The organism is Humitalea sp. 24SJ18S-53 (assembly GCF_050632385.1).
GTDB lineage: Bacteria > Pseudomonadota > Alphaproteobacteria > Acetobacterales > Acetobacteraceae > Humitalea.
In genome coordinates this window covers 254,152-272,177 of record NZ_CP192599.1, presented here as the reverse complement: position 1 = coordinate 272,177, position 18,026 = coordinate 254,152, and the positions used below count along the sequence as shown (strand labels likewise).

General features: G+C 69.6%; 22 protein-coding genes and 1 tRNA gene. 12 read left to right on the top strand and 11 right to left on the bottom strand.

The annotated features are described in order from the left end of the window. Window positions 1–3 precede the first annotated feature (3 nt). Entirely contained in the window at window positions 4–336 is a 333-nt protein-coding gene (locus ACQW02_RS01290; RefSeq protein ID WP_431283469.1) for a cupin domain-containing protein, read from the top strand. Then, a complete protein-coding gene (locus tag ACQW02_RS01285) occupies window positions 333–1,385 on the top strand; it encodes a dihydroorotate dehydrogenase (RefSeq protein WP_431283468.1) in 1,053 nt (350 codons plus the stop codon). Before ACQW02_RS01290 ends, ACQW02_RS01285 begins: the two co-directional genes overlap by 4 nt. Here the strand turns inward: ACQW02_RS01285 and ACQW02_RS01280 are convergent. The 5 genes from ACQW02_RS01280 to mntR are packed head-to-tail and all read right to left on the bottom strand — an operon-like array spanning window position 1,346 to window position 5,587. Continuing rightward, window positions 1,346–2,161, bottom strand: coding sequence for an IclR family transcriptional regulator (locus tag ACQW02_RS01280; RefSeq protein ID WP_431283467.1), 816 nt, complete (start codon window positions 2,159–2,161; stop codon window positions 1,346–1,348). The genes ACQW02_RS01285 and ACQW02_RS01280 overlap by 40 nt on opposite strands. A gap of 22 nt (window positions 2,162–2,183) precedes the next feature. Then, complete coding sequence (locus ACQW02_RS01275; RefSeq protein WP_431283466.1) at window positions 2,184–3,011, bottom strand: alpha/beta hydrolase; 828 nt, start codon at window positions 3,009–3,011, stop codon at window positions 2,184–2,186. Between the two features lie 7 nt (window positions 3,012–3,018). Continuing rightward, on the bottom strand, window positions 3,019–3,729 hold the full coding sequence (locus tag ACQW02_RS01270) for a TVP38/TMEM64 family protein (RefSeq protein ID WP_431283465.1): 711 nt from the start codon (window positions 3,727–3,729) through the stop codon (window positions 3,019–3,021). Beyond that, window positions 3,726–5,117 carry a protein adenylyltransferase SelO gene (locus ACQW02_RS01265; protein WP_431283464.1) on the bottom strand — a complete coding sequence of 464 codons (1,392 nt, stop codon included), beginning with the start codon at window positions 5,115–5,117 and terminating at the stop codon, window positions 3,726–3,728. The genes ACQW02_RS01270 and ACQW02_RS01265 overlap by 4 nt, the downstream gene beginning before the upstream one ends. Window positions 5,118–5,149: 32 nt before the next feature. Continuing rightward, window positions 5,150–5,587, bottom strand: a complete 438-nt coding sequence (mntR, locus tag ACQW02_RS01260) for a manganese-binding transcriptional regulator MntR (RefSeq protein ID WP_431285990.1) — start codon at window positions 5,585–5,587, stop codon at window positions 5,150–5,152. A gap of 169 nt (window positions 5,588–5,756) precedes the next feature. On the opposite strand from mntR, the gene ACQW02_RS01255 reads away from it, so the two are divergent. From ACQW02_RS01255 to ACQW02_RS01235, 5 genes are read left to right on the top strand one after another with little or no spacing between them, the layout of a single operon-like run. Further along, on the top strand, window positions 5,757–6,647 hold the full coding sequence (locus tag ACQW02_RS01255) for a metal ABC transporter substrate-binding protein (protein WP_431283463.1): 891 nt from the start codon (window positions 5,757–5,759) through the stop codon (window positions 6,645–6,647). Then, window positions 6,644–7,492 carry a metal ABC transporter ATP-binding protein gene (locus ACQW02_RS01250; protein WP_431283462.1) on the top strand — a complete coding sequence of 283 codons (849 nt, stop codon included), beginning with the start codon at window positions 6,644–6,646 and terminating at the stop codon, window positions 7,490–7,492. Before ACQW02_RS01255 ends, ACQW02_RS01250 begins: the two co-directional genes overlap by 4 nt. Next, window positions 7,489–8,355 (top strand): metal ABC transporter permease, encoded by an 867-nt coding sequence (locus ACQW02_RS01245; RefSeq protein WP_431283461.1) that lies wholly within the window; start codon window positions 7,489–7,491, stop codon window positions 8,353–8,355. Before ACQW02_RS01250 ends, ACQW02_RS01245 begins: the two co-directional genes overlap by 4 nt. Further along, entirely contained in the window at window positions 8,352–9,221 is an 870-nt protein-coding gene (locus ACQW02_RS01240) for a metal ABC transporter permease (protein ID WP_431283460.1), read from the top strand. Before ACQW02_RS01245 ends, ACQW02_RS01240 begins: the two co-directional genes overlap by 4 nt. Before the next feature lie 28 nt (window positions 9,222–9,249). Next, window positions 9,250–9,570: a hypothetical protein gene (locus tag ACQW02_RS01235; RefSeq protein ID WP_431283459.1), complete on the top strand. Its 321-nt coding sequence runs from the start codon at window positions 9,250–9,252 to the stop codon at window positions 9,568–9,570. A gap of 233 nt (window positions 9,571–9,803) precedes the next feature. Here the strand turns inward: ACQW02_RS01235 and ACQW02_RS01230 are convergent, their stop codons facing one another. From ACQW02_RS01230 to ACQW02_RS01220, 3 genes are all read right to left on the bottom strand, one after another. Then, complete coding sequence (locus tag ACQW02_RS01230) at window positions 9,804–10,985, bottom strand: IS481 family transposase (RefSeq protein WP_431282423.1); 1,182 nt, start codon at window positions 10,983–10,985, stop codon at window positions 9,804–9,806. Window positions 10,986–11,138: 153 nt separating this feature from the next. Further along, window positions 11,139–12,020: a CDP-alcohol phosphatidyltransferase family protein gene (locus tag ACQW02_RS01225; RefSeq protein ID WP_431283458.1), complete on the bottom strand. Its 882-nt coding sequence runs from the start codon at window positions 12,018–12,020 to the stop codon at window positions 11,139–11,141. Then, entirely contained in the window at window positions 12,017–12,700 is a 684-nt protein-coding gene (locus ACQW02_RS01220; protein WP_431283457.1) for a phosphatidylserine decarboxylase, read from the bottom strand. The genes ACQW02_RS01225 and ACQW02_RS01220 overlap by 4 nt, the downstream gene beginning before the upstream one ends. Before the next feature lie 74 nt (window positions 12,701–12,774). Between ACQW02_RS01220 and ACQW02_RS01215 the strand changes: the two genes are divergently transcribed. Then, complete coding sequence (locus ACQW02_RS01215) at window positions 12,775–13,260, top strand: hypothetical protein (RefSeq protein WP_431283456.1); 486 nt, start codon at window positions 12,775–12,777, stop codon at window positions 13,258–13,260. A 7-nt stretch (window positions 13,261–13,267) separates the two neighbouring features. On the opposite strand, the gene ACQW02_RS01210 is transcribed toward ACQW02_RS01215, so the two are convergent. Beyond that, the gene (locus tag ACQW02_RS01210; protein WP_431283455.1) at window positions 13,268–14,440 is read right to left on the bottom strand and encodes a LysM peptidoglycan-binding domain-containing protein; all 1,173 of its coding nucleotides are present in this window, start codon (window positions 14,438–14,440) and stop codon (window positions 13,268–13,270) included. Window positions 14,441–14,650: 210 nt separating this feature from the next. Here ACQW02_RS01210 and ACQW02_RS01205 point away from each other — a divergent pair, with 210 nt between their 5' ends. Beyond that, complete coding sequence (locus ACQW02_RS01205) at window positions 14,651–15,334, top strand: cytochrome b/b6 domain-containing protein (RefSeq protein ID WP_431283454.1); 684 nt, start codon at window positions 14,651–14,653, stop codon at window positions 15,332–15,334. 59 nt (window positions 15,335–15,393) lie between these two features. On the opposite strand, the gene ACQW02_RS01200 is transcribed toward ACQW02_RS01205, so the two are convergent. Beyond that, a complete protein-coding gene (locus tag ACQW02_RS01200) occupies window positions 15,394–15,837 on the bottom strand; it encodes a c-type cytochrome (protein ID WP_431283453.1) in 444 nt (147 codons plus the stop codon). Window positions 15,838–15,989: 152 nt separating this feature from the next. Between ACQW02_RS01200 and ACQW02_RS01195 the strand changes: the two genes are divergently transcribed. Next, window positions 15,990–16,066, top strand: a tRNA-Pro gene (locus tag ACQW02_RS01195). A 257-nt stretch (window positions 16,067–16,323) separates the two neighbouring features. Beyond that, window positions 16,324–17,028 carry a TorF family putative porin gene (locus ACQW02_RS01190; RefSeq protein ID WP_431283452.1) on the top strand — a complete coding sequence of 235 codons (705 nt, stop codon included), beginning with the start codon at window positions 16,324–16,326 and terminating at the stop codon, window positions 17,026–17,028. A 72-nt stretch (window positions 17,029–17,100) separates the two neighbouring features. Here the strand turns inward: ACQW02_RS01190 and ACQW02_RS01185 are convergent, their stop codons facing one another. Beyond that, on the bottom strand, window positions 17,101–17,319 hold the full coding sequence (locus tag ACQW02_RS01185; protein ID WP_431283451.1) for a DUF2842 domain-containing protein: 219 nt from the start codon (window positions 17,317–17,319) through the stop codon (window positions 17,101–17,103). Between the two features lie 191 nt (window positions 17,320–17,510). On the opposite strand from ACQW02_RS01185, the gene ACQW02_RS01180 reads away from it, so the two are divergent. After that, window positions 17,511–18,026, top strand: coding sequence for an adenine phosphoribosyltransferase (locus ACQW02_RS01180; protein ID WP_431285989.1), 516 nt, complete (start codon window positions 17,511–17,513; stop codon window positions 18,024–18,026).

The following is an 18,026-nucleotide window of genomic DNA, read 5'->3' as shown; positions in this document are numbered from 1 at the left end:
GCCATGCAGATCCCCACCATCGACTGGAACGCCATCCCCTGGACCACCGTCCGCCCCGGTGTCGAACGCAAGGGGTTTACCGGCGCGGGCGCGACCGTGGCGCTGCACCGCCTGCACCCGGGGCATGAACCCAAGCCGCACAATCACCCGAACGAACAGATCGTCTACATCATGGCCGGCACCATCGATTTCCATATCGAGGGCGAGGTGCATCGCCTGACCAGCGGCGGGTTGCTGGTGGTGCCGCCGAACGCGATGCACCACGGCGTGGTGGTCGGGGACGAGATCGTCCTGAACCTGGATGTCTTCACCCCGGCGCGGCCGGAATACGCATGAGCCTGTCGGTCCGCCTGGGCGGCATCACGCTGAAGAACCCGGTGATCGTCGGGGCCGGCGATCATGTGATGACGGCGGGCGGCATCCGTGCCGGGCTGGCGGCCGGCGCCGGGGCGGTGGTGGCGAAGTCGATCAACGAAAGTGAAGCGGCCAAGCGGCAACTCGACGGGTCGGACCATGTGCTGCTCGACAGCCGCTGGCAAAAGCTGCCGTGGGATTTCGCGCCGCCGCCCGATGCGATGGTCTTTGGCCGGTCGGGGCTGCACCAGATGGACAGCGATGCCTGGATCGCCGAGATCGCGGCGCTGGACCGGGAGGCCGCCAAACTCGGCGCCTATGTCATCGGATCGATCATCCTGGCGGATCTGGAGGTCGCGGCCGACCTGGCCGCGCGGATGCAGGCCGCCGGGCTGCGCGTGCTGGAATTGAACATCGGCGCGCCGCATGGCGATGAGGCTGTGCCGGGCGCCATCGTGCAGGAACGCGCCGCCGGCCGCGTCCGCGCCATCACCGAACGCATCCGCCGCGCCGTGACCATCCCGCTGTGGATCAAGCTGACCGGCCAGAGCGAAGACGCCGCCGCCCTGGCCCTCGCGGCCAAGGACGGCGGCGCCGATGCCGTCATCGTCATGGGCCGCTTCATGGCGCTGGTGCCGGATATCGAAACCCGCAAGCCCATGCTGGGCACGGCGGGCGCCATCGGCGGGCCGTGGTCGCTGGCGCTGACCTGCCGCTGGCTGGCGCAGGCGCGCAAGAAACTGGGGCCTGGTTATCCGTTGCTCGGCACCAATGGCGCGCGGGATGGGCTGGATGTGGTGCGCTTCATGCTGGCGGGCGCGCGGGCGGTGGAAATGACCAGCGCGGTAATGGCCGGCGGCTTTGGCGTGGTGTCGCAGGCGGTGCGGGAGATCGGCGATTATCTGGCCCGCACGGGTGGCACGGCGGAGGACCTGATCGGCGTGGCGGCCGATGCGCAGGTCGGCTACGGCGTGCAGCCGGATCGTCCGGGTTACTGGCGGGATTTCGTGCCGGTCGAATCCCGCGAATAGCGGTCCGACCCCAGGCGGCGGCTGATCGCGGCCGCGGCCTCGCGCAGCAACAGCAGTTGCGCGGGGGCTGGCGGGTCCTCGACGAATTGTTCCGATCCGACCAGGCCGATGCTGCCGACCAGCACGTCATCGGCGGCGAACAGGGGTGCTGCCAGGACGTTGATGCCCAGAAGGGTTTCCGACGGCGCGGTTTCCCACAGCCGGTCCCGCACCAGGGCCAGCCTTGCGCGGATCGCGGTCGCGTCGGTCATCGATGCGCGGGTCAGCGGGGCCAGCGTGCCGGAGAGGCTGCGTTCGCGCGCCTCGTCGCTCGCAAAAGCCAGCATCAGCCGCCCCTGCGCCGAGCAATGCGCGGGCGGGCGGTTGCCCGGTTTCACCGTGATGCTGACCTTGTTGTCGGCTTCCAGCGCATGCACCACCAGCGGCGCGGCGCCGGCCGGGACGGAGAGCAGCACGCTCTGCCCCGCGGCGTCGCGCAGGCGGTGCATCTCCGGTTCCGCGATGCGCTTGAGGTCGAATTGCTCGCCGGCCGCCTGGCCGATTTCGAACAGGCGCCAGGTCAGGTGGTAGCGTTCGGTCGCCGGGTCCTGCGCGACCAGGCCGGCCAGGCGCAGGGTCACCAGGTGGCGGTGCATGCGGCCCTTGGGTTCGCCCAGGGCGCGGGCGATGTCGGTCACGCGCAGGGGGGCGCCGGCCAGGGCCAAGGCCTCCAGCACGCGCACGGCGACCAGCACGGATTGCACGGCGACGGTGCGGCTTTCTGGCGTTTCGCTCATCCTATGGCGGCGATACCGCCCGTCAGGCGGGGCGTCCAGCGCCGATGAAGGCGGTGACATCGGCGACGACCGGCGCCGTGCCACGGAACAGCGGCATCATGGCCAGGATGGTGCCGACATGGCCGACGCCGGGATAGAGCCGCGTCTGCGCCTGGCCGCCGGCTTCCGCCACGCGGGCGGCCAGCGAGAGGGTGTTGCGCGGTTCGACCGTGGTGTCGTCGGTGCCGGTCGCCAGCAGCAGCGGCGGGGCGCCGGCATCGACGAAGGTGATGGGTTGGGTCTGGCGCTGGTCGCTGGCGCCGGAAAAAATCGCGCGGGTGCGGCGATACGCGGCCGGGTCGAAATCATAGGGGCCGGACAGGCCGATGGCGCCGGCCAGCCGCCCGCGATCGCCCCCGGCGGCCGCCAGGTAGGCCGGGTTCAGCGCCAGCATCAGCGCGATATGCGCGCCGGCGGAATGCCCGGCGACAAAGACCGGGCCGGCGTCCTGGCGCTGCGCCCAGGCCAGGGCGGCGGCGCCATCCTCGACAAAGCCGGGGAAGCCGACCTCGGGGAAGAGGCGGTAGTCGGGGATGATGACGCGGGCGCCCTGCGCGCAAAAGGCCTCGGCGACGAAGCGGTAGTCGGCGCGGGCGCCGCTACGCCAGCCGCCGCCATAGAAGAACACCACCAGCGGGCCGCGGGCGGCGGCGGGTTCGTAGATGTCGAGTTGCTGGCGCGACCCGGGACCATAGGCCGCTGTCCGCCGCCGCAGGTCGCCCTGCGGCACGGTCGCGTCCAGCACCCGCAGCGGCGAACAGGCGGTGGTCAGGGTGGCCCCCAGAAGGGCCGCGCGGCGGGACAGCATCATGGTGCCATTACGTGCGGGGTGGGCCGCCGGATGCAAAGCGTGCCTTCAGCGGGATCGCCGCCAGCGACAGCGCGGCCAGCCCCAGCAACGCCCCCAGGATCTGCGGGGTCAGGATGCTGCGCAAATCCAGCGTGCCGCCCGCATCCAGCACCGATCCCAGCCCCGCGCCCGACAGGCTGAACACCGCCGTCGCCGGCAGGATTCCGAAGAAGGTCGTCAGCGCATAGACCGGCAGGCGCACGCCGACGAAAGCCGGCACCAGGTTGACCAGGAAGAAGGGGAAGAGCGGCACCAGCCGCAGCACCAGCAGGTAGGACCAGGCGTTGCGCCTGATGCCCTCGGCCAGCGTTTTTGCGCGCGGGCCGAAGCGGTCCAGGGCGGCGGCGCCGAAGATCGCGCGGGCGAAGAGGAAGACCAGGATGGCACCGATGGTCGCCCCGATCGTCGTCAGCACCGTGCCGAGCAGCGCGCCGAACAGGAAGCCGCCCGCCAGGGTCAGGAACACCGCCCCTGGGACCGATAGCGCGACCGCGCCGATATAGACCGCGACATAAGCCAGCGCCGCGCCGACAAAATTCGCGGCGACCCATGCGGTCAAGGCCGCGCGATGGGTCCGCAAGGTGTCGAGCGACAGCCAATCCCCCGCCCCCGCCGCGCGCAGTGCCAGCACGATGGCGACGACAGCGACCGCGAGCCAAAGCCTGCGGTCGCGGATCATGCCGGGGTATTGCCATAGGCCTCGGCCATCTGCGCGATGTCGCGCAGTTTTTCGGCGAAGAGCGACCAGTCGTCGGCCTCGGCGATGGGGGCCCAGATCGCCTCGACCTCCTCGATCAGCAGCGTGCAGGGTTTTCCGCGGGCGAAGTAGGGGTGGTCCACCAGGCCTTCCGGCAAATAGCCATCCAGCGCGGCGCGGAAGGCGTCGAACCCGGCATAGGCATCGGTCGGGCGGCGCAGAGCCCCGCCGCGCCAGTCGAAGAAGGCCTGTTCATAGGGCACCTGGCTTTCCAGCAAGGCGTCGTGGAAGGCCAGCACCAAGGCGGCGTCGCGCGTTGGCCCCTGCGAACCGAGGCCAAGGCGGCGCAGCACCGCCGCGCGAAAGGCCGCGTGGAAGGCATCGGCGAAGCTGGCCAGTGCGGCTTCCAATCGCGGCTTCAGCGTTTCAGCCAGCGGCAGCAGGCAACCGCCCAGCCGCGCGAGGTTCCACACCAGCGTCTCCGGCTGCCGGCCGAAGGCGTAGAGCCCGCTGTGATCGAAATAGGCCGCCGTGAAATCGGGCTGATAGGTCGGCAGGAAGCGCCAGGGGCCGTAGTCGAAGGATTCCCCGGTGATGTTGATGTTGTCGGTGTTCAGCACGCCGTGGACGAAGCCCGCCGCCATCCATTGCGCGCCCATTTTTGCGACGCGGGCGCAGACCTCGGCGAAGAATGCCGCTGCACGATCCTCGACATCGTCCCGCCACACGTCGGGCATGTAGTTGCGGATGCTGTGGTCCATCAGCCGCAGCAATGCCCCGGCGTCGCCCAGATAGGCCTGGCGCTGGAAACTGCCGATGCGGATGTGCGAATGGCTGAGCCGCACCAACACGGCGGAGCGTGTCGGCGAAGGCTCGTCGCCGCGGCGCAGCGCCTCCCCCGTCTCGATCAGGCTGAAGGATTTGGAGGTCTCGACCCCCGCCGCTTCCAGCAGGCTGGTCGCCAGGACTTCGCGCACCCCGCCCTTGAGCGTCAGGCGGCCATCGGCGCCACGCGACCAGGGGGTCTGGCCGCTGCCCTTGGTGCCGAAATCCAGCAGCCGCCCGTCCACCAGGTCATGCGCCTGGGCGAACAGGAAGCCGCGCCCGTCGCCGAGGTCGGGGTTGTAGGACCGGAACTGGTGCCCGTGGTAGCGCAGCGCCAGAGGGGTTTCGAAACTGCCCGGCAGCGGCTTGAAACGACCAAAATGGTCGATCCATTCGGCGTCGGTCAGCCCGTCCAGCCCGACCCGGGCCGCCCAGCGCTGGTCGCGGTGGCGCAGGATATGGCTGGGGAAGACGGCGGGTTCGACGCGATCGAAAAAGGCGTCGCCCAGGTCGGCATGGCGGGTCGAGGCGCGGAGTATCGGCATGCCCGCCATGTAGGTGGCCGGGCCGCGCGGCGCTACGGGCCGCGCTGGCGGTCCAGGAAATCGCGGAAGGCGGCGAGCGCGGCCTCGCTGACGAAATGCTCGATGCCTTCGGCGTCGCCCTCCGCCGCTTCGCGCGGGACGCCGACCGCCAGCAGCAGTTCGACGACCAGCCGGTGGCGGTCGCGGACCCGTTCGGCCAGGGCCTGCCCGGCTTCGGTCAGGAAGACGCCGCGATAGGGCTTGGCATGGGCCAGGCCCTCCCGCTTCAGCCGGGCGATGGTGTTGACGGCGGTGGCATGGGCGACGCCCAGGCGGCGGGCGATGTCGATCGGGCGGGCCTCGCCCTCGGTCGCCAGCAGGTCGGCGATCAGTTCGACGTAATCCTCCAGCAGCGCGCCGGCCTGGGCGCGGCGGGCACGGGCGTGGCGGGCGGCCTCGGCGGGGCAGGTATCGATCTGCGGCTCGGTCATGCGGGGTGGCGGGGCGGTGTCGGTCACGGAATCCATGGCCCCAGAATGAGCCCCGGCCCCGGCCGGGGCAACCGCTCATTCCCTGGGCTTGCAAAAGTATAGCCGAGACTACATCCTGATGATGCTTCATGAAGCTATACCATCGCAGCGATTTGGGGGGCCTTGCCTGATGCCGTCTCGTGTTCTGGGAATGCTGCTCATCACGCTGCTGGCCACGGCGCCCGCCCTGGCCCAGGCCCCGCCCAAGCGGGTGGTCACCACCTTCACCATCCTGCAGGACATGGCGCAGAACGTCGCCGGCACCGCGGCCATCGTGGACAGCCTGACCGCCCCGGGCGCGGAGATCCACGAATACGAACCCACCCCGCTGGACGTGGTGAAGGCGCAGGCGGCCGACCTGGTGCTGTGGAACGGCATGGGGCTGGAACGCTGGTTCGAACGCTTCTTCACCCGCGTGCGGAATGTGCCGAGCGCGATCCTGACCGAGGGGATCGAGCCGATCGGCATCGCCGAGGGCCCCTACCTGCGCCAGCCCAACCCGCATGCCTGGATGTCGCCCGCCAATGCGGTGATCTATGTCGAGAACATCCGCCGTGCACTGGGGCGCATGGACCCGGCGAATGCCGCCGTCTTCGACGCCAATGCGGCGCGCTACACCGCCGAACTGCGGGCGCTGGACGGGCCGATGCGCGAACGCTTGGCCCGCATCCCGGCCGAACGCCGCTGGCTGGTCAGTTGCGAGGGGGCGTTTTCCTACCTCACGCGCGACTATGGGATGCGCGAACTCTACCTCTGGCCGATCAATGCGGAGGAAGAGGGCACCCCGCGCCAGATCCGCCGCGTGATCGACACGGTGCGGCGCGAACGCATCCCCGTGGTGTTCTGCGAAAGCACGGTGAACGAACGCCCGATGCGCCAGGTGGCGCGGGAGGCGGGGGCGCGCTTCGGCGGCGTGTTGTTCGTCGATAGCCTGAGCCCGCCCGACGGCCCTGCCCCGACCTTCCTGCGGCTGCTGGACCTGAACGCGACCCGCATCCTGGCGGGGTTCGCCGCCCGATGAGCGAGGCCCTTTCCGTCGATGTCTCAGGGCTGACCGTCGCCTATGCCAACGGCCACGTCGCCCTGCGCGACGCCAGTTTCCGGCTGGAGGCGGGCAGCGTCTGCGGCCTGGTGGGCATGAACGGCAGCGGCAAGTCCACCCTGTTCAAGGCGATCATGGGGCTGGTCGAACCGGCGGCCGGCACCGTGCGGATCGCGGGCGCGCCGGTGCGCCAGGCACAGCGGGCCAACTGGGTCGCCTATGTGCCGCAGTCCGAGGATGTGGACTGGGCCTTTCCGGTCAGTGTCGGCGATGTGGTGATGATGGGGCGCTACGGCTTCATGTCGATCCTGCGCCTGCCGCGCGCCGCCGACCGGGCGGCGGTGACCGAGGCGCTGAAGCGCGTCGGCATGCTGGACTTCCGCGACCGGCAGATCGGCGAATTGTCGGGCGGGCAGAAGAAGCGCGTCTTCCTGGCCCGCGCCCTGGCCCAGGGCGGGCGGGTCATCCTGCTGGACGAACCCTTCACCGGCGTCGATGTGACGACCGAGACGGCGATCATCCAATTGCTGCGCGGGCTGCGGGCGGAGGGGCGGATCGTGCTGGTGTCCACCCATGACCTCGGCTCGGTGCCGAATTTCTGCGACCAGGTGGTGTTGGTGAACCGCACCGTGCTCGCGGCCGGCCCGACCGATGAGGTGTTCACGGCCCAGAACCTGTCGCGCGCCTTTGGCGGCACCTTGCGCCAGCATAGCGTCGGCGCGCGGGCGGGCCAGGCGGCGACGGTGGTACTGACCGATGACGAGCGGCCCCTGGTGATCGCCCCCGATGGGCGGGTGCTGGGGCGGTTGGTGACCGACGCATGATCGAGGCGCTGCTGATCCCCTTCCAGTACGACTACATGCTCTCGGCCATGTGGGTCAGCGCCGTGGTCGGCGCGGCCTGCGGCTTGCTGTCCTGCTACGTCACGCTCAAGGGCTGGTCGCTGATGGGCGATGCGCTGTCGCATGCCGTGGTGCCGGGGGTGGTGATCGCCTGGGTCGTGGGGGCGCCATTCGCCGTGGGGGCCTTCGTCTCCGGCATGATGGCGGCGGGGGTGATGAGTTTCATCCGCAATCGGACCCGGCTGCGCGAGGATGCGGTGATCGGCATCGTCTTCACCAGTTTCTTCGGCGCGGGGCTGTTCCTGCTGTCGATCTTCCCGAGCAATTTGCGCCTGCGGACCATCGTCTTCGGCAATATCCTGGGGATCGCCGAGGCCGACGTGGTGCAGATGCTGATCGTCACCGGGGGCGTGCTGGCGGTGCTGGCGGTACGCGGGCGGGACCTGATGCTGGTGACCTTCGATCCGTCGCATGCCAAGGCCATTGGGCTGAACCCTGGCCTGTTGGGGGCGCTGCTGCTGTCCTTGCTGGCGGCCATGGCCGTCGCCGCGATGCAGACGGTGGGGGCGGTGCTGGTCATCGCCATGTTGGTGACGCCGGGGGCCACCGCCTATTTGCTGACCGACCGCTTCGGCAAGATGTGCGGCATCGCGGCGGGGCTGGGGGCGGGCACCTCCTTTGCCGGGGCTTACCTGTCCTACTTCCTCGATGGCTCCACCGGCGGGACGATCGTGGTGTTGCAGACCCTGTTCTTCCTGGCCGCGATGGCCTGGGCGCCGCGCCACGGGGTGATGGCGGCACGCCGTGCCCGGCGCGTCGCCATGACGCCGAGTGCCGCAGAATGAACTGGCTCCTCGCCCCGCTCAGCCACGGCTTCATGCTGGAGGCCCTGGCCGTCGGCACCCTGGTCGCCGTCACCTGCGCGCTGCTGTCCTGCTTCATCGTGCTGAAGGGCTGGTCGCTGATGGGGGATGCGATTTCCCACGCGATCCTGCCCGGCGTCGTGCTGGCCTGGCTGATCGGGTTGCCGCTCGCCATCGGGGCCTTTGCCGCCGGGCTGGTCTGCGCCATCGGATCGGGCATGGTGAAGACCCATAGCCGGGTGAAGGAAGACACGGCGATGGGCGTGGTCTTCACCGGCATGTTCGCGCTGGGCTTGCTGATGATCTCCCAGATCACGTCGGACCTGCACCTGAGCCACATCCTGTTCGGCAATATCCTGGGGATCGAGCGCGAGGACCTGATCCAGACCCTGGTGATCGGCGGCGTGGCGCTGGTCCTGATCGGCGTGATGTGGCGGGACCTGCAATTGTTCTGCTTCGACCCGGGGCATGCGCGATCCATCGGGATCAATGTCTCGCGGTTGCGGCTGATCCTTCTGGTGGTTCTGTCGGCGTCGATCGTGGCGGGGGTGCAAGCCGTTGGCGTGATCCTGGTGGTCGCGCTGCTGATCACGCCAGGCTGCATCGGCTATCTGCTGACGGATCGCTTTTCGCGGATGACGGCGATCGCCATGGGATCGGCGGCGCTGTCCAATATCGTCGGCATCTTCATCAGCTACCACGCCAATGCCTCGACCGCCGGGTCTATCGTGCTGGTGCTGTCGGGGTTGTTCGTGCTTGCCCTGGTGCTGGCGCCCCGGCATGGGCTGCTGGCGCTGGGCCGGGCGCGGCGGCGTGCCTTGGCGGCAAGCGCTTCCGAACCCACATAAGGCGCTGTCCTCGAAGGCGGATTTCGCGATGTCCCTTCTGACCCAATGGCGGCGGCTGCCGCAACTCGTGCGATTCATGGCACTCAACGGCGTGCTCGGGTTCGGCATCGCCGCGCTGTTCGTGGCCGGCTTGTTGGCGGCCAACCCCGGGGATGCCCGCAATCTGCTGCTGGCGGCAGCCGGGCATTGGTGGCCGGCCGCAGTGCTGTGGTTCTTCCTGGGCCTGACCTTTGGCGGCGTGCAAATGGGAGTTGCCGTGATGCTGCTGGCCGAGCGGCCCGCACCGCCGAAGAGCGGGCACCCCGCGCCGCTGGTGCCGGTGCGGGTCGCCGCTGGGCGACGGCGTTAGTGGTCTGGGAAGTAATGGGGGAGGTTGCGCTTTGAAAGGGGCTTCGCCCCTCTCAAACTCTCCCCACCAAGGGGCCGTGGCCCCTTGGAACCCACGAGACTTGGTAAAATAAAGAGAGGGGCGTCATTGGCGCTCCATTGGCGATGGAAATGCCACGCCCCTCTCTTTATTTTACCAATATTCCGCCGGTCCAGGGGCGGCGGCCCCTGGTGGGGGAGGTGTGGAGGGGGTGTTCAGACCGGAGAGATGCTTGACGGGTGTTCGGAGACATCCCTGACGGGTCCGATTATCGTTTCTGGCCCGGTGATGTCCACCTCACCCAGCCTGAAGCGCATGAAGTGCAGGCTCAGCACGCCATCCCGCCCCGTCGCACGCAGCGCGATGTCCAGCCCGGCGAAGGCCTGCGACAGCCCGACCATCCTGCCATGCAGCTTGAAGCAGCCATTCGGCCGCACCCGGCGCACCAGGTCGGTCTGGTAGTAGTCGGGCGTCGGCAGCACCTCGGGAAAGCCCTGGCTGCTGGGCCGGTAGCGGCTCGCCGGCACGTCCATGCCCAGCGCCTCATGCGGGCGCTGTTCGTTGTAGACTGGCCGCCAGGCGTTGAACGCCGCCTGGCAGTCGTCCAGGTCGGCGAAGCGCCGGCCCTGCAGCACCTCCACATCCAGCGTGCGGTGGAACCGCTCGTCCTTGCCTTGGGTCTGCGGATGCCGCGGCCGCCCATGCAGGGTCGCCACGCCCAGCCGCATCAGCCAGACCTCGAAGGCGCTGCGCTGCACCGCCAGCCTGCCGGTATGGCCCGTGGCGCCCCAGGGTGAGCCATTGTCGCACAGGATGGCGCCGGGCAGGCCATAGCGGCGGAACAGCGCGGTCAGCCGACCCTGGACCTCGATCAGCGTCTCGCCAGCACAGGCGGCGATGCCCAGGGCGTAGCGCGAATGATCGTCCAGCACGGTCAGCGGGTGGCAGCGCCGGCTGCCGGCCGGGATGTGGCCCTTGAAGTCCATCTGCCACAGCTCGTTCGGGGCTGGGCGTTCAAAGCGGGTCAGGGCGCGATGCCGCTCGGCCTTGATCGGGTCGATCTGGCCGGCACGGCGCAGCACCTGCGTCACCGTCGATGGCGCCGGCACCCCCTCCACGCCCAGGTCGCGCAGCCGCCGCGCCAGCTTGCGCCCGCCCCAGCGCGGGTGCGCCGCGCGCAGGGCAAGCAGCTGCGCCTCGATCTCGGGCGCCACCCGCCTGGGGCTGTCGTGCGGCCGGCGCGAGCGCTCCACGAGGCCCGCATCGCCAACCTCGCGGTGACGCCGCAACAGGGTGAAACCGCTCTGCCGGCTGATGCCAAAGCGACGGCATAACGCCGCCACGCTGACATCGCCGACGCTGGCCAGACGGACGAACTCCCGACGGGTGTCGATCACAGATAACGCCTTCCAGGGCATCGTCCCTCTCCCGAGAAACCAAGCCCAAAAGCGTCAAGCATGTCTCCGAACAGGCGTCAGGGATGTCTCCGGTCTGAACAAGGGGGCGAAGCCCTCTCCACGGCGCAACCGCCCCCATGACTTCCCAGCCTGCTAGACCTTGTCCACCAGCACCGGCGCGTGCAGCGTCTCGGCCTCGCGCTTCAGCCGCAGGTAGGAGCGTGCCGAGAAGGGCAGCATGCCGCCGTAGATAAGGCCAGCGGCGGCGAGGGCGGCCCAGGGTTCCGCGACCAGCAAGGCGACGTAGCCGCCGATGCCCAGCAGAAGCGGCAGCACGACCGCGCGCGGCACTTTGAAGTTCTTGAAGGACCAGGTGGGCAAGGTGCTGACCAGTAGCGCGCCGACGACCATCAGCACCAGTGCCACGAAGATCGGATGGCGCAGGGCCTGGGCCAGCCCCGGCATGCCCCAGCCTTCGGCCATCAGGCTGGCAAAGACGGGGAACATGACCAGCCCGGCCCCGGCGGGTGCCGGCACGCCGGTGAAGAAGGATTGCGCATAGGCGGGCTTGGGTGCGAGGCCCGGCACCGCCTCCAGCGCCGCGTTGAAGCGCGCCAGGCGCAGCGCCATGCAGACGGCGAAGAGCAGGCAGGGCACGAAGCCCAGGCCCGGTGTGCCGTGCAGCGTCCAGAGATACAGGATGAAGGCCGGCGCGACGCCGAAGGAGAGGAAATCCGCCAGGCTGTCGAATTCGGCGCCGAAGCGGCTGGTCGCCTTCAGCAGGCGCGCGAGGCGTCCGTCCAGCCCGTCGATGATGGCGGCCACGACGATCAGCGCGGCGGCGCGGTCCCAGCGCCCTTCCAGTGCGAAGCGCATGGCCACCAGCCCGGCGCAGAGTCCGCACAGAGTCATGATGTTCGGGATCAGCCGGTTGAACGACAGCCCGTCGAACCGCGGGCGCACCCGGCGATGGAAGCGGCGGAAGCGGCGCGGGCCGCCTTTCGGTTCGCTGCCTGGCGGGGCGGGGGCGGTCATGATGCGCGGCTTTCCAGCTCGGCGATCACCGTCTCCCCACCGATCATGGTCTGGCCGACGCTGACCAGGGGGCGGACGCCGACGGGCAGATAGACATCGGTACGGCTGCCGAACCGGATCAGGCCGAAGCGGGCGCCGGCCTCGGTCACATCGCCTTCGCGGGCGAAGCAGAGGATGCGGCGGGCGACGAGCCCCGCGATCTGCACCACCGTCAGGTCCCGCCCATCGGGCAGCGCGATGGCGACGGCGTTGCGTTCATTGTCCTCGCTGGCCTTGTCCATGTTGGCCGAGAGGAACTTGCCGTGGCGATAGGCGATGCGGCGCACTGTGCCTTCGACCGGCCAGCGGTTGATGTGCACATCCATGACCGACAGGAAGATCGCCACGCGCCAGCGGGTCTCGGGACCCATGCCCAGTTCGACAGGCGGCACGGCGGGGCCGACCAGGACCACGCGGCCGTCGGCGGGGGCGATCACCAGGCCGGGGCGTGCCGGGGGCGTCCGCTCCGGGTCGCGAAAGAAATACAGGCAGAAGGCGACGAAGGCGGCACCTGGCCAGAACAGCCAGCCGCCGGCGATCAGACCGCCGATCAGGGCGACGGCGGCGCCGCCCAGCAGGAAGGGGGTCGCGGCACGGTGCGGCGGCGCCAACACCATTTGAAGACTTTGCATAAGGGCCATGATCGCGGTTGATCCTCTGTTCATCCTGTCCGGTCAACCCTGAAGCGATGATGGACCGGAATTCCCACGGCGGCATGCCGCAAATCGCACTCCTGCAGCGTGGTGATGCCACAAGTGGGGGCAGCAGTGACGCCGCGGCCCTGCCGCTCGGCCCGTTCAAGGTGTTCGAGGATGGGCTCGTGTCGCCGCTAACGCCGGGGCTGGCGCCACGGTTGCGCTTCGCCTGGCGCGGCCAGGCCTGCCATGCGGCGCTGGGGGACGGGCTGCACCTGGGGGCCGATGTGGGGCGGCTGCCCTCCACCGCATCGGGCGCCGACCGGGCCGCGGTGTTTGCCGCCCTGCCGGGCCTGCGCGTGGCGCTGCCGGCGGGCTGCCGGCTGCGGCTGCTGCCCGACCACCGGCTGCGGGTGGAGACACGGGCGCCGCTCGAAGCGCCATCCTCCGCGGTCAGCATGGTCGCGGCGATGGTGCGCTTCGCGCTCGCGCTCGATCCCTGGCTGGATGAGATGGAGGGCTGCCTGGTGACCGAACCCTCCGGCCGGATCCATGCCCGCGCTTAAACGGACGTCAGCCGCCGGGCACGGCGAAGATCTGGCCCGGAAAGATTTTTGAAGGGTCGCGGATCTGGTCGCGGTTGGCCTGGTAGATGACCGTGTAGCGAATCCCGCGCCCATAGGTGTTGCGCGCGATGCGCCACAGGTTGTTGCCGGGCTGCACCACCACGCGGCCATCCGCCAGCCCCCCCTCCGGCAGGCTTTCGCGGGCGAAGGGCAGTTCGATGCGCGAGGCGACCGCGCCGGCATTCGCCATCTGGTCCAGCCGAAGGGTGTGGCGGCCGACGGCCGGAACCTCGGTGGGCGTCAGCGCCCAGCGCCCGTCCTGCCCGGCCACGGCATCACCGGCATGGCGCTGATCGACATAGACGCGGACCGGCGCCCCCGGGGGCGCGGTGCCGGCGAAACGGATGGCACCCGCGCTGTCGTAATCCACGATGTCGAGCCCGAGTCGCGCCGGGGCCGGGGCGCGACCGGGCGTTGCGGCCTCGGCCCCGCCTTGCAGCAAGCGGGGCGCCGCGGGGGCGGTGGAGGGCGTCAGCAAGGCGACGATCGGCGCCCGGGCCGCGGGGGCAGGATCGGCGCCCGCCGCGGGGGCGGCCTCAGCCACCGCATGGGGGGCCGCGGCATCGGGGATGACGATCAGCACGCTGTCCCGCCCGGCGATATCCCGCCCATCGACCAGGCGTGCATGCAGCGTCAACTCGCGGGCCCCGGCGGCCAGCGGTTCGGCGGGCAGGATGACCCATTCGCCGCGCGCGTCGGCGCGGGTGCGGCCAAGTTCGCGCCCGCCGTCGAGCAGGCGCACCTCCGCCCCCGGCGCGGCGCGGCCGGCGATGACGGCGGTGCCGCGCGCGCCAACGCGTGCGACATCGAAACTGGGCGGGGTTGGGGCCGGCTGGGCGGCCGCGGCTTGCGTCGCGGCACTGGCCTGGGGTGCCGGTGTCGCCGCGGCGGGGGCCGGGGTGGCCTGGGTTGCGGCGCTGGGGGTCACGGCGGGCTGCGCCACGGCGGGCGCCTCCGTCCGCGGGGTGCTGGGCGACGGCGCTGCCCGGGCGGGGGACTCGCGGGCGGCCAGCGGCTGGTCCGGCGCCACCGGCCGGCTTTGCGGCGCCAACAGATTCACCGGCGGCGGGGATGCGTCCCGCCCCGCGTACCAGACGGTGCCGGCCACGAGCGTGGCCACGCCGGCCAGCCCGAATCCAACCAATTTGCCGATGCCACCAGGAACCATCATGGGTCTGTAACTAGGCCCTCGAAGCCCCGGGCGACAAGGGCGACCTCGCGGTAAGCCCTCGGAATCCCGTGATTTCCCGTATCGAACGGGCCCGTGTCGCATCGGTGGCGCGCTCGTGTAGGCTTATTCCATCGTGCAACAGCGAAGGCGCCCAAGCGGATGGCAAGACAGACTGCGGCGGAAGCCGATGCGCAGGTGAAGGTTTGGGATCCGTGGGTGCGGATCACGCATTGGGGGATCGTCGGGCTGCTTGGCCTGTCCTGCTGGTCGGCCTGGACGCACCGGATGGACCTGCATGTCACATCCGGGCTGTGCATGCTGGGTTTGGTGGTGTTCCGGATCGTCTGGGGCATCATCGGATCGGAAAGCGCCCGCTTCACCCGCTTCCTGAAATCGCCGCTCGCCGCCATCAGGCACATTCGCCACATCGGGCGGCGGGAACCGGATACCGAACCTGGGCACAATGCGGCCGGTGGCTGGATGGTCGCGGCGATGCTGGGGTTGCTGCTGACGCAGGCGGTCAGCGGGCTGTTCACCGACGACCAGATTTTTACGCGCGGCCCCTTGGCCCGCAGCGTGCCGGGGGCGGTCAGCGACTGGTTTTCGTCACTCCATATCCGCGTGGTCTACGTGATCCTGGCAGCGACAGCGCTGCATGTCCTGGCCATCCTCCTGTACCGCGTCCTCAAGGGTCAGGATTTGGTGCGGCCGATGATCACCGGCGTGAAACGCATGCCGGCCTGGGCTGCGAACCACGCGCCGCGGATCGCCCCCGCCTGGCTCGGGGCGATCGTGCTGGCCATGTCGGCGGCGATTGTCGTCGGCCTCGCCAGATTGGGGTGATGCGATCGCGGTGGGTGGCTTTCGCCGGGCGGGGGTCCGCCCGGCGGGCCGTCCCGCCGTCAGCGCCCCCGGAAAGGCCGGTGGCACGCACCGCAGGCACCGCCCAGGGCCTGGAACGCCTGCGCCGTCGCCGCCGCATCGCCGGCATTGACCGTCGTGCGCAACGTGTGCGCGGCGGTCAAGGCATTGGCGGCCGCACGATCGAACCCGGCGCGATCGGTCCAGATCGCCGGCAAGGCGCGTGTCTCGCCCGTGCCGGATCCGGCCGGGAAGCGGGTTGGGAAATCGCTGAAGAAGGTCACGATCTCATCCACGCGCGGGCCCAGCGTTCGCACGTCGCCGCGTGCATCCACGACAAGCTTGATCGCCTCCATATTGGCACCCACCCGCTTCAGCCCGTCCTTGCGCGCTGCGATGATATCGGCCTGCGCCCATGCGGTGCCGCCGATGGCGGCCAGTCCCAAGCCCAGGGCGAGCGTCCAAACCTTCAACCGAGACTGCATGTGCGTTCCTTTGCCGAATGGGGTGGCGACAGGATTGCACGTTACGTGCCGCCCGCGCACCCCACGCCCGCCCCATTGGACAATAGGGCCGCCGCACCCTTGCCGCCCCGGCAACGCTTCGCTATAGCCCCCCCTGCGTTCGGCGGGCCTCACGGAGTGTAGCTCAGCCTGGTAGAGCACTGTGTTCGGGACGCAGGGGCCGGAGGTTCGAATCCTCTCACTCCGACCAAATCCGCCAAGCGCCAGCAACCCCGTCACGGTCTCCGTGGCGGGGTTTGCTTTTTGGCCCCTGCCCCGCCGCGCACTGTCGCCGCATTGCAACACTGTTGCCGGATTACGCCCAAATGGTGGGCGTTTAACTTGCGCTCGCACGGAAATTGCTAGGATATGCCGTCAAGTGAAGCACAAGAGAGGTACATGCCCATGAAGACGTCGTTTTTTCTGGCTGCTGCACTTTCCGCAGGCATGGCGCTGTCAGCGCCTGCCATGGCGCAGACCGAAGTCGCAGCGCTGGACTCGACGGTCACCGTCACCCCGGCCGCGGCCACCGACTACCTGTTTCGCGGCATCAGCCAGACGCGTAACCGCCCCGCCGGCCAGTTGACGGTCGATGTCGAGCATTCCTCGGGCGTCTATATCGGCGGCTTCCTGAGCAACGTCGCCTTCGTCGGGACGAATGCGCGGCAGGAACTGGATGGCTCGGCCGGCTATCGCTTCGCCCTGGGCGACCTGAAGCTCGACCTCGGCGCGACCTACTACGGCTACCCGGGCTATTCGAACGAGGGCAGCAGCGGCGCGCCCGGCCGGTTCAACGCCAACCCGCTCGACTTCTTCGAGGCCATTGCCCGCGCCAACTACACCGTGGGACCGGCCAAGCTGCTCGGCACCGTCGCCTATTCGCCCGGCTACTTCGGCGATTCGGGCACCGGCTGGTACATCGAGGGCGGCGTCGACCTCGCCCTGCCCTATGAATTCACCCTGTCGGGTCGCCTGGGCTACCAGTGGATCCAGAACAACGTGCAGTTCGGCGCGCCCGACTACCTGAACTTTGGCGTGTCGGTCAGCCGCGAAGTCTACGCCGGCTTCATCCTGTCGGTCGGCTACTACGGCACCGACGTCAGCGAGACGCAGTGCGGCGGGCTGAAGGTCTGCAACAACCGCTTCATGGCGGCGCTGTCGCGCCCGTTCTGAGCGGGTCGTCGCAACCGCACGATAGGGGGCGGGGCGGAGGGAAACCTCCCCCCGCCCTTTTTCTTGTGGCCCTCAGTCGACCTGGCTGACCGGCGCGCGGCGCGGATCGCGCACCGCCCAGGCGATCAGTTTCAGCACCGGCCAGGTCCAGGCGAAGCCGGCGACGCCGAAATACGTAAACTCGACGAACCACGGCAGCCCACGCACATGGTCGCCAAGCGCCACCACGATCGCGACATAGGCGGTGAAGCCGGCGAGGCCGGCGATGATGGCAATCCAGGTACGAGACATCCGCGCCACATGGCCCGATCCGGGGTTCGCGCCAAGCCCGCCCTTGGGCGCATCCACCGGCCGAGGTTGCGCCCGGCGGTGGCCCCGGCCTATGCCATAGGCGGAAAGACCCCCACGGCGGCCGGCAAGCCGTTGCGACTGAACGAGGAACATGGATGGCCGATGCGATGACCCCCGCGATGGACCAGCACATGGACATCAAGGCGCATATCCGGGGCATCCCGGATTTCCCGAAGCCCGGGATCCTGTTCTACGACATCTCGACCCTGCTGCGGCATGGGCCGGCCTGGCAGCATACCGTGGCGCGCCTGTCGGCCATGGTGGCACCGCACCGCCCGACCCTGCTGGCGGGGATCGAAAGCCGCGGCTTCCTGCTCGCGGCGCCGGTCGCGGCGGCGCTTGGCATCGGCTTCGTCATGCTGCGCAAGCCGCGCAAGCTGCCGGGGGCGACGATCGGCCTGTCCTATGCCCTGGAATACGGCACCGACCGGATCGAGATGCAGGCCGATGCCATCACCAAGGGGGATCGGGTCGTGCTGCTCGATGACCTGCTGGCGACCGGCGGGACCATGGCGGCCGGCGTTCGCCTGCTGCGCGAGGCCGGGGCCGAGGTGCCGCTGTGCGCCGCGCTGATCGAACTCACCTTCCTCGCGGGGCGGGCACGGCTCGACGCCCCGTTCGAAGCCTTGCTGGCCTATGATGACTAG